At 63.6% G+C, this 14,419-nt stretch carries 15 protein-coding genes and 1 riboswitch; of the genes, 4 read left to right on the top strand and 11 right to left on the bottom strand.

Annotation, left to right across the window (positions count from 1 at the left end; all coding sequences use genetic code 11):
* Nucleotides 1-28 precede the first annotated feature (28 nt).
* Nucleotides 29-772: a class I SAM-dependent DNA methyltransferase gene (locus ACYCFC_RS08965; RefSeq protein ID WP_459653728.1), complete on the bottom strand. Its 744-nt coding sequence runs from the start codon at nt 770-772 to the stop codon at nt 29-31.
* A gap of 160 nt (nt 773-932) precedes the next feature.
* Here ACYCFC_RS08965 and ACYCFC_RS08970 point away from each other — a divergent pair, with 160 nt between their 5' ends.
* From ACYCFC_RS08970 to ACYCFC_RS08980, 3 genes are all read left to right on the top strand, one after another.
* The gene (locus ACYCFC_RS08970; RefSeq protein WP_459653729.1) at nt 933-1,400 is read left to right on the top strand and encodes an RNA methyltransferase; all 468 of its coding nucleotides are present in this window, start codon (nt 933-935) and stop codon (nt 1,398-1,400) included.
* 139 nt (nt 1,401-1,539) lie between these two features.
* Complete coding sequence (locus tag ACYCFC_RS08975) at nt 1,540-1,926, top strand: hypothetical protein (protein WP_459653730.1); 387 nt, start codon at nt 1,540-1,542, stop codon at nt 1,924-1,926.
* Between the two features lie 211 nt (nt 1,927-2,137).
* On the top strand, nt 2,138-3,457 hold the full coding sequence (locus ACYCFC_RS08980) for an OmpP1/FadL family transporter (RefSeq protein ID WP_459653731.1): 1,320 nt from the start codon (nt 2,138-2,140) through the stop codon (nt 3,455-3,457).
* Between the two features lie 36 nt (nt 3,458-3,493).
* On the opposite strand, the gene ACYCFC_RS08985 is transcribed toward ACYCFC_RS08980, so the two are convergent.
* The 10 genes from ACYCFC_RS08985 to btuB form a co-directional block, all read right to left on the bottom strand.
* A complete protein-coding gene (locus ACYCFC_RS08985) occupies nt 3,494-4,042 on the bottom strand; it encodes a glutathione peroxidase (RefSeq protein ID WP_459653732.1) in 549 nt (182 codons plus the stop codon).
* A gap of 342 nt (nt 4,043-4,384) precedes the next feature.
* On the bottom strand, nt 4,385-4,906 hold the full coding sequence (gene cobU / locus ACYCFC_RS08990) for a bifunctional adenosylcobinamide kinase/adenosylcobinamide-phosphate guanylyltransferase (RefSeq protein WP_459653733.1): 522 nt from the start codon (nt 4,904-4,906) through the stop codon (nt 4,385-4,387).
* Between the two features lie 111 nt (nt 4,907-5,017).
* The gene (locus ACYCFC_RS08995) at nt 5,018-6,469 is read right to left on the bottom strand and encodes a cobyric acid synthase (protein ID WP_459653734.1); all 1,452 of its coding nucleotides are present in this window, start codon (nt 6,467-6,469) and stop codon (nt 5,018-5,020) included.
* Entirely contained in the window at nt 6,466-7,458 is a 993-nt protein-coding gene (cobD, locus tag ACYCFC_RS09000) for a threonine-phosphate decarboxylase CobD (RefSeq protein WP_459653735.1), read from the bottom strand. The genes ACYCFC_RS08995 and cobD overlap by 4 nt, the downstream gene beginning before the upstream one ends.
* Nucleotides 7,451-8,362 carry an adenosylcobinamide-phosphate synthase CbiB gene (gene cbiB / locus ACYCFC_RS09005; protein ID WP_459653736.1) on the bottom strand — a complete coding sequence of 304 codons (912 nt, stop codon included), beginning with the start codon at nt 8,360-8,362 and terminating at the stop codon, nt 7,451-7,453. The genes cobD and cbiB overlap by 8 nt, the downstream gene beginning before the upstream one ends.
* Complete coding sequence (gene bluB, locus ACYCFC_RS09010; RefSeq protein WP_459653737.1) at nt 8,359-9,009, bottom strand: 5,6-dimethylbenzimidazole synthase; 651 nt, start codon at nt 9,007-9,009, stop codon at nt 8,359-8,361. The genes cbiB and bluB overlap by 4 nt, the downstream gene beginning before the upstream one ends.
* Nucleotides 9,006-10,298, bottom strand: a complete 1,293-nt coding sequence (locus ACYCFC_RS09015) for a cobyrinate a,c-diamide synthase (RefSeq protein ID WP_459653738.1) — start codon at nt 10,296-10,298, stop codon at nt 9,006-9,008. The genes bluB and ACYCFC_RS09015 overlap by 4 nt, the downstream gene beginning before the upstream one ends.
* Before the next feature lie 166 nt (nt 10,299-10,464).
* Nucleotides 10,465-11,067 carry a cob(I)yrinic acid a,c-diamide adenosyltransferase gene (gene cobO / locus ACYCFC_RS09020; RefSeq protein ID WP_058075929.1) on the bottom strand — a complete coding sequence of 201 codons (603 nt, stop codon included), beginning with the start codon at nt 11,065-11,067 and terminating at the stop codon, nt 10,465-10,467.
* Nucleotides 11,067-11,639 carry a hypothetical protein gene (locus ACYCFC_RS09025; RefSeq protein ID WP_459653739.1) on the bottom strand — a complete coding sequence of 191 codons (573 nt, stop codon included), beginning with the start codon at nt 11,637-11,639 and terminating at the stop codon, nt 11,067-11,069. Before ACYCFC_RS09025 ends, cobO begins: the two co-directional genes overlap by 1 nt.
* A gap of 30 nt (nt 11,640-11,669) precedes the next feature.
* Nucleotides 11,670-13,535, bottom strand: a complete 1,866-nt coding sequence (btuB, locus tag ACYCFC_RS09030; protein WP_459653740.1) for a TonB-dependent vitamin B12 receptor — start codon at nt 13,533-13,535, stop codon at nt 11,670-11,672.
* 119 nt (nt 13,536-13,654) lie between these two features.
* A riboswitch (cobalamin riboswitch) is annotated at nt 13,655-13,873 on the bottom strand.
* 272 nt (nt 13,874-14,145) lie between these two features.
* Here btuB and ACYCFC_RS09035 point away from each other — a divergent pair.
* Nucleotides 14,146-14,403 carry a type B 50S ribosomal protein L31 gene (locus ACYCFC_RS09035; protein ID WP_058075932.1) on the top strand — a complete coding sequence of 86 codons (258 nt, stop codon included), beginning with the start codon at nt 14,146-14,148 and terminating at the stop codon, nt 14,401-14,403.
* The last annotated feature ends 16 nt before the right edge of the window (nt 14,404-14,419 follow it).

Here is a 14,419-nt window from a genome sequence, read left to right on the forward strand (position 1 = left end):
GACGCCTCGGCAGCTGAAGCCGCGCGGATCAGATCTTCACACAGACAAACAGCGCATTCCCCGACGTTTCGTTCCAAGGAACGATCTTCCCGTAGTCGTGCTCGAGCACATGCACTTCGAAGTACGGCTCCAACAGCCCAATCAGTTCGCCAAAACCCACCGCGACCATGGGATGCTCGTCGTGCCATACCTGGGTCTGCTCCGCGCTCGCCTTTTCAATACTGAGCCTCAGCGACTGTTTCTCGCCAACGCCGCAATAATTCCAGCCGGAGCTGAAGGTGAATCGGCTGCCCTCATGCTGGGCGGTATGTTTCACGAATAGATGGTTGTCGATCTTGTGCTTGTCGACGGCGTTGAAGCAGAAGACCCCTTGGGTTGCGAGCGCGCCATGCACGCTGGCGATGCAGGCTTTCAGCCGCTCGATCCCGGCGCTGTAGTGGATGGAATACAGGAAGCAGGTAATCAGGTCCACCGGCTCGCTCAACCTGAACTCGCACATATCCTGCAGGGAAAAGCGCGCTTCGGGGCAGCGAATGGCCGCCCTGTCCAGCATGGGCTGGTTGATGTCGAGCCCGGCGCTGTCATAGCCGTTATCGATGAAATGACGAACATGCGGCCCAGTTCCACAGGCCAGATCGAGATGCCTGGAGCCACCGTTACCGAAAAGCTGCTGCAGCCGATGAACGCAGTGGCTCTGCGCCTGATAGTCGATGTCGGCGCACATCAGGTCGTAATAACCGGACAGGTCGGTATAGAGGGCATTGACGGACATGGTGACCTGACGATTAAGCGGGGCTGTTGAGGCGGCGCATCATAAGCGAGTCCGAGGCAAGGCGTGGAAAAGGCTTAGCCGTTTTTCACGCCTGCGGTGCTCAGACGACCGCGAGCGAGCTCCGCCCCGTATAATCGCCATTTCCCCGCGAGTCCTTTCCGTGAGCAACAAACGATATGCCTGCATCGGCCTGAGCAACCCGAAATCACCTTCCAACGTGGGGGCGATCATGCGTGCGGCGGGCTGCTATGGCGCCGCCTCGGTGTTCTACACCGGCACCCGCTATGACCGCGCCAAGGATTTCATCACCGATACCAAGAAGGTCCACCAGGACATCCCGCTGATCAATATCGACGACCTGCGCAAGATCCTGCCGCTCGGCTGCGTGCCGGTGGCCGTGGAGCTGGTCGAGAATGCCCGCGCCTTGCCGGAGTACACCCACCCCGATCGTGCGCTGTACATTTTCGGTGCCGAAGACGGCTCGCTCAGCAAGGAAATCCGTGACTGGTGCGAGGACGTGGTCTACATCCCCACCAAGGGCTGCATGAACCTCGCGGCAACGGTCAATGTGGTGCTTTACGACCGCCTGGCCAAGGGCAACAACACCCGCTCCGGTCCACGGTTCTGAATCATGGGGATACCGCCACGCCAGAATGCCGAATGTCCGGGATGATCAATCGATGCAACGTCGGATACCCACGGTGCTCAGGGAAAACCGCTGCGTCGCCGGCCCCGATCGGAAACGACGACATCAGCAAGGAGCCGTCATGATGAATGTCGTGATCAGACGCCAACGCAAGCGCTTCATCCACCTGCTGGAGCACAGCGGTCGCCATTTTGCATGGGTACTTGGCTTGCTGACGGTGAGCCTGCTGGGCCACTGGCCGTCGCAGGACATTCTGGTCGGCGGGGCAGCACTGGGGCTCTGGTTGTTGCTCCTCTCGTTATGGGTTTTTCGCAGTCGCCTCGACCTGGCCTGGCTGATTGCCCTGCTGGCGTTTCAGGCTGTCTGCCTGCCGGTTGTCAGAACCCTCACGATCGAAGCCAGTTGGTGGCATATCCCGCAGATGCTCCTGAGCATGATGGCAGTCTTTTATGCTCTTCTCCTGCCCGTGCGCAGCCGCTTGCAGAACCTTGTCAAGGTGGGCAAATGATCGGCGCACAAAATAGGACTTTGATTGAGGCGCGGATTTCCACCAGCTAATCCCTTCCGCAACACGGGGCCATGCTCATGCATTTTTCACGATTATCACTGGCATATCCCTACCAATCGTCGTGATATTTACGAAAAACTGCACTCTTTCGTTTGCTGGGAATCAGAAAAGCTTGCTAGGGTCCGAACCGCTTTTTACCCAGGAGACAACAATGAAAACAACATGGTTGAAGACCGTGATCGCAGTTGCAGCAGGTGCCCTTTCCACTCAGGCCCTGGCTGCAGGTTTCGCCCTCAACGAACAAAGCATCAGCGGCATGGGTACTTCTTTCGCCGGTCGCTCCTCTGCTGCCGAAGACGCCACCACCCTGTTCGGCAACCCTGCCGGCATGTCCCGCCTCAAGCGCGAGGAAGTCAGCTTTGGCGCGGCGGCGATCTATGCCAAAACGGATATCAAGAACAGTTCCGGCTCATTTTCCGGACCGGCCCTGGGGGGGGCGAGCCTGCCCTACGGCGGAAGCAACGATGGCGACATGGTCCCCTTCACCGCAGTCCCCATGGGCTATTACGTGAAGCCCATTGACGACAAATGGGCGGTAGGCGTCGGCATCTACGTGCCATTTGGCCTGGCGACCGACTATGAAAGCGGGTATCAGGGTCGCTACTTCGGTGACTACAGCGAAGTAGCCGTCATTACCGTGCAGCCCACCGTCAGCTACCGTTTCAACGAAAAACTGTCCGTTGGTTTCGGCCCGACCCTCAACCACATCGAAGGCGAACTGCAGAGCGCATCACCCAACCCCACCAGCCTTGGCGCCAATGATGGCCGAATCAAGGTGACTGGCGACGATACGGCGCTGGGCTTCAACGCCGGCATTCTCTACGAGTTTTCACCGCAAACCCGTGCGGGCCTGACCTATCACTCCAAGGTCAAGTACAAACTCAAGGGCGACACCAGACTTTCCGGCGGCGGTTTCGATGTCGCAGGCGCTTCCGGCAAATACGATGCTTCCCTTGAACTCGATACCCCCGAGTCCATCGACGTCTCCGTGACTCACGAGCTCAACGATCAGTGGACCCTCTACGCGGGTGCCATGTGGACGCGCTGGAGCCGTTTCGAGGCGATTATCATCGAGAACGATGGCATTCCCGCCAATTTGCAAGGCAACCTCGCGCCAATCGTCGAAGATCAGGACTGGCATGACACTTGGTCCTACGCCATCGGAGCGGCCTACAAGCTGAACCGCGAATGGACCCTGCGAACCGGCCTGGCCTTCGACCAGAGCCCAACCAACAATGTGCATCGTTCGCCGCGCATCCCATCCGGCGACCGCACGGCGATCAGTTTCGGTCTGGCTTGGAACCCCACCGAGGACGTCACCGTCGATCTTGCCTATACCTACCTGCGGGAGGAAGAAGTCGATGTGAGCAGGAGCCGGTCTTACCAGGGCGGCATGCTCACAGCCGACTATGACGCGACCTTCGAAAACAGCGCCCACGGCTTCGGCGCTGCTCTGAGCTACCGCTTCTAAGCAAAAGCGCCCCGGCCTTGTGCCGGGGCGTCCTCTCTACTTGGCCAACGCCTTTTCCACCGCCGCGATCAACTTCGGATCATCCGGCTTGACCTTGCTGGAAAAGTAATCGACCACCTGCCCGTTGCGATCGACTACGTACTTGTAGAAGTTCCAGCGCGGCGCCCCTCCGGCCTGCCTGGCCAACTCCTTGAACAGCGGTATCGCATCGCTACCCCTGACCGGCTGCGTCTGTGCCATGGGAAAGGTCACGCCGTAATTCACGTAACAGACCTCAGCCGTTTCAGCAGCGTCATCGGATTCCTGAAAGAAGTCATCGGATGGCACACCAAGCACCACCAGGCCCTCATCCTTGTAACGTTGATAGAGGCTTTCCAGGCCCTCGAACTGTGGTGCAAAGCCACAGAAGCTCGCGGTATTGACCACTACCAGCGCCTGCCCCTGAAACTGCTGGCAAAGATCGATGGTTTCCCTGGAGCGAAGCTTCGGCAACTCATGCTGCAGCAGTGCCGGGCAGGAATCCGCCAGCGCAGTGCCGGACAGCAGCACCAGGGCCAGTGAGCCAGCGAGCAGGTGGTTCTTCATGGCGACTACTCCGAGCGGGATCGCCTTTACGCTACTCCCGAGACGGCAGACCGACAACACCTTCCGGCCTTTGAAAGAGGTGAGGAATCCCTGATGGGAACGACCTCAGGCGCGAATACCCGAAGTGCAGGCTGTTGTAGGTCGGATTAGCCGAAGGCGTAATCCGACAAGACAGGGCGTAATCCGGCGAATAACCTCAGCCCCGCTCGTCGGGTCGATAAAGCGTGACCCGACCTACGAACCCTAACCATTTGTAGGTCGGATTAGCCGAAGGCGTAATCCGACAGACAGGGCGTAATCCGGCGAATAACTTCGGCCCTGCTCGTCGGGGGCTGTATTCATTCAGATGGGCGCTCCCTTCAGCACCATTGGCAGGCCCGCCACGGTGAAGGTCACACGCTGGCAACGCTCGGCCACCGCCTGGTGCAGCCAGCCGGCCTCATCCACATAGCGCCGGCTCAGCTCGCCCAGCGGTACCACGCCAAGGCCGGTTTCATTGCTCACCAGCAGCACGCGCCCCGGCAGTGTCGCCAGGCAATCGAGCAAAGCATCACGTTCTTCGACCAGGCGCGCCGGATCATCCTGCATCAGCAGATTGGTCAGCCACAGCGTCAGGCAATCGACCAGGATGCAGTGATCGTCACGCGCGATTTCACGCAGCACCCGCGCCAGCGCCAGGGGCTCTTCCAGCAGCCCCCAATCGGCTGGCCGACGGGCGCGGTGATGAGCAATGCGTTCGGCCATTTCAGCGTCCAGCGGCTGGCTGGTGGCGATATAAGTCACGAGCAACCCGCTTTCCATGGCGAGGCGTTCGGCCAGGCGACTTTTGCCAGAGCGCGCACCGCCGAGAATCAGTTCAAGCATGTTGATCTCCAGCATCCTCTAGGAGCGAGCCATGCCTGTGAAGGATTCCGCGCCGGGGGTGTGGGTCTTGTTCGCGGGCATGGCCCGCTCCTACGCCTGGTGCGGACACGGCTAGACATCACACAGTTCTCGCAACAGGCGGGTATCCAGATGCATCTCGACCAGATCGGCGAGGCGTTCGATATCGCGCTCGCGCAGGGCGTGATAATCGACTGCCTGGACGTCATCGAGCCCGGCCCAGCGCAACAGCGCCTCACAGGCGGCGGGTGACTCGAACAGGCCGTGCAGATAAGTGCCCAGCACCTGATTGTCCTCGCTGATGGCGCCATCACAGCGGCCATCGTCAAGGCATACGGCGGCTCGCCCGAGCGCCGGCCCGTGACTGATCCCGGCATGGATCTCGTAGCCGCTGACACAGGCATCGGCAAACGTCAGGCGGCCACGGACGTTGCGCAGCTGTTTTTCGCGTTCCAGTCGCGTGGACAGAGCCAGCAGACCAAGCCCATCGCTATGCCCCGCCGCGCCTTCCAGCCCGTGGGGATCGTCGATACCTTCACCGAGCATCTGCAATCCGCCGCAGATGCCCAATACCTTGCCGCCATAGCGCAGATGACGTTGGATGGCCGTCGCCCAGCCCTGCTCACGCAACCATGCAAGGTCGGCGCGGACGCTTTTCGAGCCGGGCAGAATGATCAGATCGGCGCTCGGAATGGGCTGTCCGGGGCCGACGAAACGCAGATCCACCTGCGGATGCAGGCGCAGCGGGTCGAAATCGGTGTGATTGCTGATGCGCGGCAACACCGGCACCACGACTTTCAGCGTGCGCTCGCCCTTGGCTGACTGGCGCACGTCGACGGCATCCTCGGCTTCCAGATGAAAGTCCATCAGATACGGCAGCACGCCCAGCACCGGCTTGCCGGTGCGTCGCTCCAACCAGTCCAGCCCCGGTTGCAGCAACGCGATATCGCCGCGAAAGCGGTTGATCACAAACCCCCGCACCCGCGCCTGCTCGCTTTCCGAAAGCAGAGCCAGGGTGCCGACCAGATGGGCGAAGACACCACCCTTGTCGATATCGGCGATAAGGATCACCGGGCAATCCACCGCCTCGGCAAAGCCCATGTTGGCAATGTCATTGGCGCGCAGATTGATCTCGGCGGGCGAGCCTGCACCCTCGACCATTACCACGGAATACGCCTTGCTCAAGCGCCGATGGGACTCCAGTACCGCATTCATCGCCACACGTTTGTAATCGTGATAGCCGGCGGCATCCATCTGGGTGACGGCCCGACCATGAATGATCACCTGGGCGCCGGTATCGCTGTTGGGCTTGAGCAGCACCGGGTTCATATCGGTATGCGGCGCGAGCCCGGCGGCCTGTGCCTGCACGGCCTGGGCACGACCGATCTCGCCGCCGTCGGCGGTCACCGCGCTGTTGAGCGCCATGTTCTGCGGCTTGAACGGCGCCACCGCCACGCCCTGGCGTGCCAGCCAGCGGCACAGCGCGGTCACCAGGGTGCTCTTGCCGGCATCGGAAGTGGTGCCCTGAACCATCAAGGTGCTCATGAAGCCCTTTCCCTGTAATGCGCCAGCGCGCTTGCCAGCCGGCTCCAGCCCCGCTCATCCGCCGGCAGGCCGAAACGCAGGCTCGACGGAGCGTGAAAACGGCGAACGAGAATGCCCAGACCGGCGAGAAATTCGTACAACGGGTCGGCCTCTTCGCTCAAGACCCATTGGAACAGCGCACAGCCACCGGCAGACGGCAAACCATGGGCTGTCAGCAGATGCATCAGTCGCTTGCCATCGGCCAGAAGCTGCTCGCGCTGCCGACGCTGCCCTTCGCGGTCAGCGAGCAAAGCCATGCCGATCAACCTCGACGGCCCGCTGATGGGCCAAGGCCCCAGGGCATCACCCAGGGCACGCAACAGCTCGTCTTCAGCCAGCACAAAGCCCAGCCGGGCACCGGCCATGGCGAAAAACTTGCCGAACGAACGCAGCACAATCAGCCCCGGCAGGTGGCTGTATGGCGCCAGGCTGTATTCGGGTGTTGGGTCGATAAAGGCTTCATCGACCACCAGCCAGCCACCCAGCTCCGCCAATCGCGCATGCCAGTCGAGCAACTGCGCGGGCGGCAGCAGGCGCCCTGTGGGGTTGTTCGGATTGACCACCACCAGCACGTCGAGTCGATCGAGCACACGTGGTACGCCGCCCTCGCTGAACTCGCTCAGGTGATGCCCTTCACGGCGCCAGGCCTCGGCATGCTCGGCGTAACAGGGCGAGACAATGCCGACCTGCAACCGCCGTCGCAACCTGGGCAGCATCTGGATCGCCGCTTGCGAGCCGGCGACCGGCAGCAGTGAAGAAACACCGTAATAATCGCGGGCGACGGTCTCCAGCTCATCTTCGGTTTCCGGCAGTCGACTCCAGGCATGCGGCGGGATCGGCGGCAAGTCGAACCCGTAAGGCGCGATCCCGGTGGACAGGTCGAGCCAATCCGTCAGCGGAATGCCGAAGTCATGCGCCGCCGCGCGCAACCGTCCGCCATGCTCAAGCATGCAACCCGCTCCCCAGCAGCATCACCAGCAGCCAGAGGCCGACGCCAGCCCAGACCAGATCCAGCGCCCGTTCGATATCACGCGCCTGCGGCGCTTCGCCCTCGCCCAGCGCCGGTCGCTCGTGCCGCTCACCGTGGTAGATCGCCGAACCACCGAGTAGCACGCCCAGCGTCCCGGCCCCGGCGGCCATCACCGGCCCCGCGTTGGGGCTATCCCAGAGTGGCGCCTGCAGGCGCCAGCAACGCCAGGCCTTGCGCGTCTGTCCGAGCACGGCGTAGGTCAGCGCCACCAGCCGGGCAGGGATGAAATTGAGCACGTCATCGATGCGCGCCGCGGCCCAGCCGAAGCGCTCGAAACGCTCATTGCGGTAGCCCCACATGGCATCCAGGGTGTTGCTCAGGCGATAGAGCACGACACCCGGCGCACCGGCAATGGCGAACCAGAACAGCGCAGCAAATACCGCGTCGCTGCCGTTTTCCAGCGCCGACTCGGTGGCGGCGCGGGCTATGCCCGCTTCGTCCAGTTCGGAGGTATCGCGGCTGACGATAAAACCGACACGCCGGCGCGCCTCGGGCAGGTTGCCGCTGCGCAAGGCGCTCACCACCGGCAGCAAGTGCTCGCCGAGGCTGCGCAATCCCAATGCGAGGTACAGCAAGGCGATCTCCACCAGCCAGCCGACACCCGGCAACAGGCTGAGCAGCCAGGCCATCACTGTCAGCGGCAGCACGGCAATGCACCAGGCCGTCACGCCGTGGCTGCGCCAGCCACGCCCATCCGGGCCGTTGAAATGCCGCTCCAGGCGATCGGCCAGTTGCCCGAAGGCCACCAGCGGATGACCGCGTCGCAGCTCACCCAGCCATGCATCCAGGCCGACTCCGGCCAGGCAAGTCAGCGCCAGGCTCACTCGCGCTGCCCCCAGCGGTCATTGAACAGCAACTCTTCCAGCGGGCGCGGCTGGGTCCAGCCTTCCAGCGCCAGCATCGGCGCCGGATAGAACTCGTCGACCGGGCCGAGGCAGATCACCGCCACGGGCATGGCGCCGCTGGGCATCTGCAAGAGTTCCGCCAGCGCCTGGGGGTCGAACAGCGATACCCAGCCCATCCCCAGCCCTTCACCGCGCGCCGCCAGCCAGAGGTTCTGGATCGCACAGGCCGCCGAGGCGAGATCCATCTGCGGCAACGTGCGCCGTCCGAATACGTGCGCTTCGCGCCCCTCCATCAACGCCACCACCAGCAGCTCGGCGCAGTCCTGAATGCCTTCGACCTTCAGTTGCATGAACTCGCCGCCGCGCTCGCCCAGTGCCTCGGCGGTGAGCAGGCGCTCCTGCTCGACCAGCCCGGCAATGGCCGTGCGCAGCTCACTGCGGGTAATACGGATAAAGCGCCAGGGCTGCATCAGGCCGACGCTGGGCGCCTGGTGCGCGGCTTCCAGCAACCTTGCCAGCAGCTCCGGTGCCACCTCGCCGCCCGCGAAATGACGCATGTCGCGGCGCTCGGCAATGGCGCGGTAGACCGCCGCGCGCTCCTCGGGACTGAAGGCATGTTCACTCATGGACGCAACAACTCCGCGGCTGCGGTCGGATCGGACGGCAGGTAGAAATGGATGTAGGACGCCGTAAGGCGCCCCTGGCGGTAGACCGCCTCGGCGGTGCGCTTATAGTTCGGGCATTCGCCAAGCGCAAGCGGTTGCAGCGATGTTTCCAGCGCCGAATGGTGGTAGGTATGCCCGCGCAAGCGCCCTTCCGGCAGTTCAACTGCCTGCAACGCCAGCGCCGTCAGCCGCGGCTGCAGCCGCGCCTCGCCGGACAGTAAACCAAGCATGGCGCCGTGTGTGCCCGCCTTGTCGGTGAGGCCGTCGAGCAGATAGAGCATGCCGCCGCATTCGGCGAGGATCGGCTTGCCGGCGGCATGATGGGCGCGGATCGCCTCGGTCATTCCCCGGTTGTCGGCCAGCGCGCGCAGGTGCAACTCGGGATAGCCGCCGGGCAGGTAGAGGCTGTCCACCAGCGGTAGCGCTGTATCGGCGAGCGGCGAGAAGAACACCAGCTCGGCGCCCAGCTGGCGCAACAGGTCGAGGTTGGCCTGGTAGAGAAAGGCGAAGGCCGCATCGCGTGCCACGCCGATGCGCACGCCCTGCAACAACGGCTCGAACGTGCGCGATAGCGGCGCGGCAAAGTTCACCGTAGGCGGCAGCGCCACATCGGCGCTGGTCGCCAGGGCATCGGCGGCGGCATCCAGGCGTGCATCCAGGTCGGTCAGTTCGCTGGCCTGCACCAGCCCCAGATGGCGGCTCGGCAGTTCGATATTGGTGCTGCGCGGCAACGCGCCGTACCAGCGAATCGCCTCCGGTAGGCTGTCGCGCAGGATCTCGCCGTGCCGCGTGCTGCCGACCCGGTTGGCCAGCACCCCGGAAAACGGCAGGTCCGGCTGGAAGCTCGCCAGCCCGTGGGCCAGGGCACCGAAGGTCTGCGCCATGGCCGAGCCGTCGATCACCGCCAGCACCGGCACGCCGAAACGCCGCGCCAGGTCGGCGGCGCTGGGGTTGCCATCGAACAGCCCCATCACGCCTTCGATGAGGATCAGATCGGCTTCGCCAGCGGCTTGCCAGAGCAGCCGGCGCGATTCCTCCTCGCCGACCATCCACAGGTCGAGCTGATAGACAGGCTGGCCGCTGGCGCGGGCGAGAATCATCGGGTCGAGAAAGTCCGGCCCGCACTTGAATACCCGCACGCGCTTGCCCTGGCGCGCATGCAGCCGCGCCAGGGCAGCGGTGACGGTGGTCTTGCCCTGGCCGGACGCAGGCGCGGCGATCAGCAATGCCGGGCAGCTTCGGCTATTCATCGCAGCCTCGCAGGGCGAGTCGAGTCATGGTGAATGTAAAGAGCGACATCCACCCTACGGTTCCGAGGTCTGGCGTAGGGTGGATGTCGCTTCACCCATCCACCGACAACGCGGACGGTGGATAAAAAAGACGTCATCCACCTTACCCGCCCTGTAAGTGCCGGCATCAGAACTCCACACCCTTCTGCGCCTTCACGCCCGCCTTGAACGCATGCTTGACCAGGTTCATTTCGGTGACGGTATCCGCCGCCTCGATCAGCCCGGGCGGTGCCCCGCGACCGGTGACCACCACGTGCTGCAGCATTGGCCGCGACTCGATATCGGCCAATACCGGCTCCAGCTCCAGATAGCCGTATTTCAGCGCGATGTTCAGCTCGTCCAGCACCACCAGACCGATGCTTTCATCGGCCAGCAGCTCACGCGCCACCGCCCAGGCCTCCTGCGCCTTGGCGATGTCGCGCTGGCGGTCCTGGGTTTCCCAGGTGAAGCCTTCGCCCATCACGTGATAGCGCACTTCCTCGGGGAAACGTCGGAAGAAGTTTTCCTCGCCAGTGCTGGCCGCACCCTTGATGAACTGCACCACGCCGACCTTGATGCCGTGGCCCAACGCGCGGGCGACCATGCCGAAAGCCGAGCTGCTCTTGCCCTTGCCGTTGCCGCTGTGCACCAGCAGCAGGCCGTACTCGTCCTGGGCCTCGGCGATCTTCGCGTCGACCACCGCCTTCTTGCGCTGCATGCGCGCCTTGTGTCGCTCGTCGCGCCCGTCCATCAGTGCACCTCCCGCGCGCGCAGGCGTAGCGCCGAGAGAATACCCACATGCAGCACCAGCGCCGTACCGACGTAGAACGCCAGGTTACCCAGATGACGCGGCACGTACTGGGCGATACGCGCCAGGAAGCCCGCCAGGGTCGGTTCGGGGTAGCGACCGGAGAAGAAGTAGAAACCACCGCCGGAGAACAGGTAGGCCACGAAAGCCGCCACCACCAGCGTCAGCGCCAGCATGGCCAGGCTGCGCAGGTCGTCGCGCTGCCAGCCGGCGAACAGCCGCCCGGCCAGCCACAGGCTGCCGTAGGCCGGCACCAGCGCCCAGTAGGCCGGCGACAGGCACCAGTCGCTGATGGTGCCGCTGGCCAGGGAGCCGAAGTCCAGCACGGATGCCAGGGCGAACAGCAGCACGAACATCCAGCGCGGGCGCAGGTAGAAGCCGGCGAGGAAGAAGATCGACCAGCTGGCGCTGGGCAGATTCTGGACGCTGGCGAAGTGTTGGCCACGGGTCATGGCCATCAGCAGGATCAGCGCGGCGCCTATTGCCAGTTGGGCGCGCATGGACAGGACGTGCATGGGGGGGTGCTCCTTTGTGGGGGTTGCCGGTTACAGAGCCTGGTAGCGGACGGTGAAATACACCGCGCGACCGGGCTGTTCGTAGGTCTGGGTAGTTTCGTAGTCGCGGTCGAACAGGTTCGACAGCTTGACCTGCAGGCGCCAGGCCTCGTCGAAACGGTACTCGCTGCGCAGGTCCACCAGGGCATAGCCCGGCATGCGCGAATCCTCGGCGTTGCTCGCCTTGTCGAAGCGCTCGCTCGCCGCGTACAGCGACGCGCCCAGGCCGACGGCGCCGAACTGGCGATCCAGGTCCAGATTGAACTGGCGCTTGGCGCGGCGTTGCAGCAGATGGCCGTGGTTGGCCTTGCTACGGTCCTGCGGGTCCATGAAGGTCAGATTGGCGTTCACATCCCAGCCGGCCAGCACGGTGGCGACGCTGGTCTCGATGCCGCGGATGCGCGCCACGTCGACATTTTCCGGGCGCATGGGGCTGCTGCCCGCCCAGACGATCAGGTCCTCGATCTGGTTCTCGTAGGCATTGACGCTCCACTCGCCCCAGCCGTGGCTGCCACGGATACCGATCTCGTAGCTTTCCGATTCTTCCGGCTTGACGTCCGGGTTGCCGGCGGTGGAGGCGCTTGCCGGGTAGTACAGGTCGTTGAAGGTCGGCGCACGGTAGGCGGTGCCGAAGGCGGCGGTCAGCGTCAGCGCGTCGCTCAGGTCGAAGCTGTAACCCAGGCTGCCGGTGTCGTGCGAACCGAAGAACTCATCCTTGTCGCGACGCAGCCCGGCCTGCACGCCATGACGACCGAAGGCGGCCTGGTACTGAACGAAGTAGCCCTTGTTGTAGCGGCTGTTCTCGGCATAGTCGCCGTCGCTGTCGATGCGGTCCGTCTGATAGTCCATACCGAGGCTCAGCACCTGCGCCTCGCCGAAATTGAAATCGTTCTGCCAGGTGGCGCTGTCGCGGCGGGTATCGAAGCGTGAATAGAAACGACCGTCCTGGAAGTTGTCGCCCAGGTCTTCGCTGTGCCCGGCCTGCAAGGTGACGTCCCAGAAGGCCAGCGGCGAGAAGCGCGCACGGCCGCTGATCGCTTGCAGGGAGCCGTCGCTGTAGGCATTGCGGCCGGTGGCTCCGCTGCTTGAACGGGAGTCGAAGTCGCTGTGGTTTTCGCTCTGCAACCAGCTGCCGTCGAGCTCCAGACCGTTGTCGAAGCGATAGCCGGCGCGCAGCTGGGCCGACAGTTCGCGGTAGCCGTCGGCATCCGGCTCATAGGCATTGGGTGCGGTACTGCGATAGGCGCGGGCATTGATGCCGTCGGTGGACTCGCTGGCCACGCCGAGGTTGAACCAGCCGTTGCCGTGGCTGCCGGCCACACCGGCCGACCCGCTGTAGCTCGAGCGCGAACCGGCGCCCACCGAGAAATAAGGCTTGAAGCCCTCGGCGCCGCCACGGCGGGTGAAGATCTGGATCACTCCGCCCATCGCCTCCGAACCGTACAGGCTGGAGCGCGGCCCACGGACGATCTCTATACGCTCGATCTGCTCCACCGGGATGCTCTGCAACGCGGCGCTGCCGGAGGTGGCCGAGCCAACCCGGACGCCGTCGATCAGCACCAGCACGTGCTTGTCGCTGGTGCCGCGAATCGACACCGAGGTGCTCTTGCCGCGCCCGCCGTTGCTGGTGACGCTGACCCCGGCCAGGCGCTGCAGCAGCTCCGGCACGCTGCCGGCCTGCTGGCGTTCGATCTCGTCACGGGTGATGAGGCTGCTGGAAGCGATGGACACCGGCGAATGGCCGGTCCGGCTGGCGGTGATCACCTGCTGGCCCAGCAGCAAGGCATCGCCGTGATCGGCCAGGACACAGGAAGGAAGGCCCAGCAGCACCGCGGCCAGGGGAAGGGAATTACGCATTGGATCGAGGTTCTCCGTCGTGCCCACCCGCACGACCAAAATGTCGGTGGAGACAGACGGAAGAACTTGAAAGAAGGGAGTACCGCAAAGGTACGCACCCGCTCAGCGCCCGCCGCACTGTCAGTGAAATGCGACAGGCCGGTCTCCGGGCTTGCGAGCGAATGCGTCATGGCATCCCGAAACCGCGCCTTCCCGTGCGTGGAGCACAGTGGCCGTTGCGGTTTCTCGACTCGCCTACCGTTGCGGGGGCAGCGCCGGAATCTTCGTGAGAATGGACCGGCTTCCCTGTTTCACCCATGTGGCTTTTTGCCAAGGGCACCTGAGGCGACGCGGAGGTTAGTCCAAGGCCGGGCGTCGCGCAACCGCGAGTTACGGCGCCGGATCGCGACGAACATCGGTAAATCGCGAGAAGGCGGACCGGGTCCGTTCGACGGATAGCCGCCTGCTCCTGAGTCAAGCCCCCGTGTCCTCGTTCAGCTTCCAGCCTCCAGCGCTTTTCATCGAACAATCAGGCCGGGGTGCAATTGCCCTGTATCCACACAGAATCGTCTCGCCCAATTGAATTGTTATGATATAACATCTTTAATCACATCAACTGCGAGGTCCCGTCATGAAGCCAGGCATTCATCCCCATTACCGCCCCGTGCTCTTCCACGACACGGCGGCGGATGTGTATTTCCTGATCGGCTCGACAGCCGAAACCACCCGTACGCACCAGCACAGCGATGGCAACACCTACCCGTACATCGCACTCGATGTGTCCAGCGCATCGCATCCGATCTACACCGGCAAGCAACGCAAGACCACTGCCGAAGGGCGCATCGCCGGTTTCAACAAACGCTTCGCCGGGTTTACCGCGAAGAAGTGATCTCCCTCACCGCCAC

The sequence above is a fragment of the Stutzerimonas sp. NM35 genome (genome assembly GCF_054604355.1).

Excerpts from the sequence above, each read along its gene's own strand:
- ACYCFC_RS08965 (WP_459653728.1), bottom strand. The coding sequence starts at position 772 with ATGTCCGTCAATGCCCTCTATACCGACCTGTCCGGTTATTACGACCTG.
- ACYCFC_RS08975 (WP_459653730.1), top strand. The coding sequence starts at position 1,540 with ATGATGAATGTCGTGATCAGACGCCAACGCAAGCGCTTCATCCACCTG.
- ACYCFC_RS08980 (WP_459653731.1), top strand. The coding sequence starts at position 2,138 with ATGAAAACAACATGGTTGAAGACCGTGATCGCAGTTGCAGCAGGTGCC.
- ACYCFC_RS08985 (WP_459653732.1), bottom strand. The coding sequence starts at position 4,042 with ATGAAGAACCACCTGCTCGCTGGCTCACTGGCCCTGGTGCTGCTGTCC.
- cobU (WP_459653733.1), bottom strand. The coding sequence starts at position 4,906 with ATGCTTGAACTGATTCTCGGCGGTGCGCGCTCTGGCAAAAGTCGCCTG.
- ACYCFC_RS08995 (WP_459653734.1), bottom strand. The coding sequence starts at position 6,469 with ATGAGCACCTTGATGGTTCAGGGCACCACTTCCGATGCCGGCAAGAGC.
- cobD (WP_459653735.1), bottom strand. The coding sequence starts at position 7,458 with ATGCTTGAGCATGGCGGACGGTTGCGCGCGGCGGCGCATGACTTCGGC.
- bluB (WP_459653737.1), bottom strand. The coding sequence starts at position 9,009 with ATGAGTGAACATGCCTTCAGTCCCGAGGAGCGCGCGGCGGTCTACCGC.
- ACYCFC_RS09015 (WP_459653738.1), bottom strand. The coding sequence starts at position 10,298 with ATGAATAGCCGAAGCTGCCCGGCATTGCTGATCGCCGCGCCTGCGTCC.
- cobO (WP_058075929.1), bottom strand. The coding sequence starts at position 11,067 with ATGGACGGGCGCGACGAGCGACACAAGGCGCGCATGCAGCGCAAGAAG.
- ACYCFC_RS09025 (WP_459653739.1), bottom strand. The coding sequence starts at position 11,639 with ATGCACGTCCTGTCCATGCGCGCCCAACTGGCAATAGGCGCCGCGCTG.
- btuB (WP_459653740.1), bottom strand. The coding sequence starts at position 13,535 with ATGCGTAATTCCCTTCCCCTGGCCGCGGTGCTGCTGGGCCTTCCTTCC.
- ACYCFC_RS09035 (WP_058075932.1), top strand. The coding sequence starts at position 14,146 with ATGAAGCCAGGCATTCATCCCCATTACCGCCCCGTGCTCTTCCACGAC.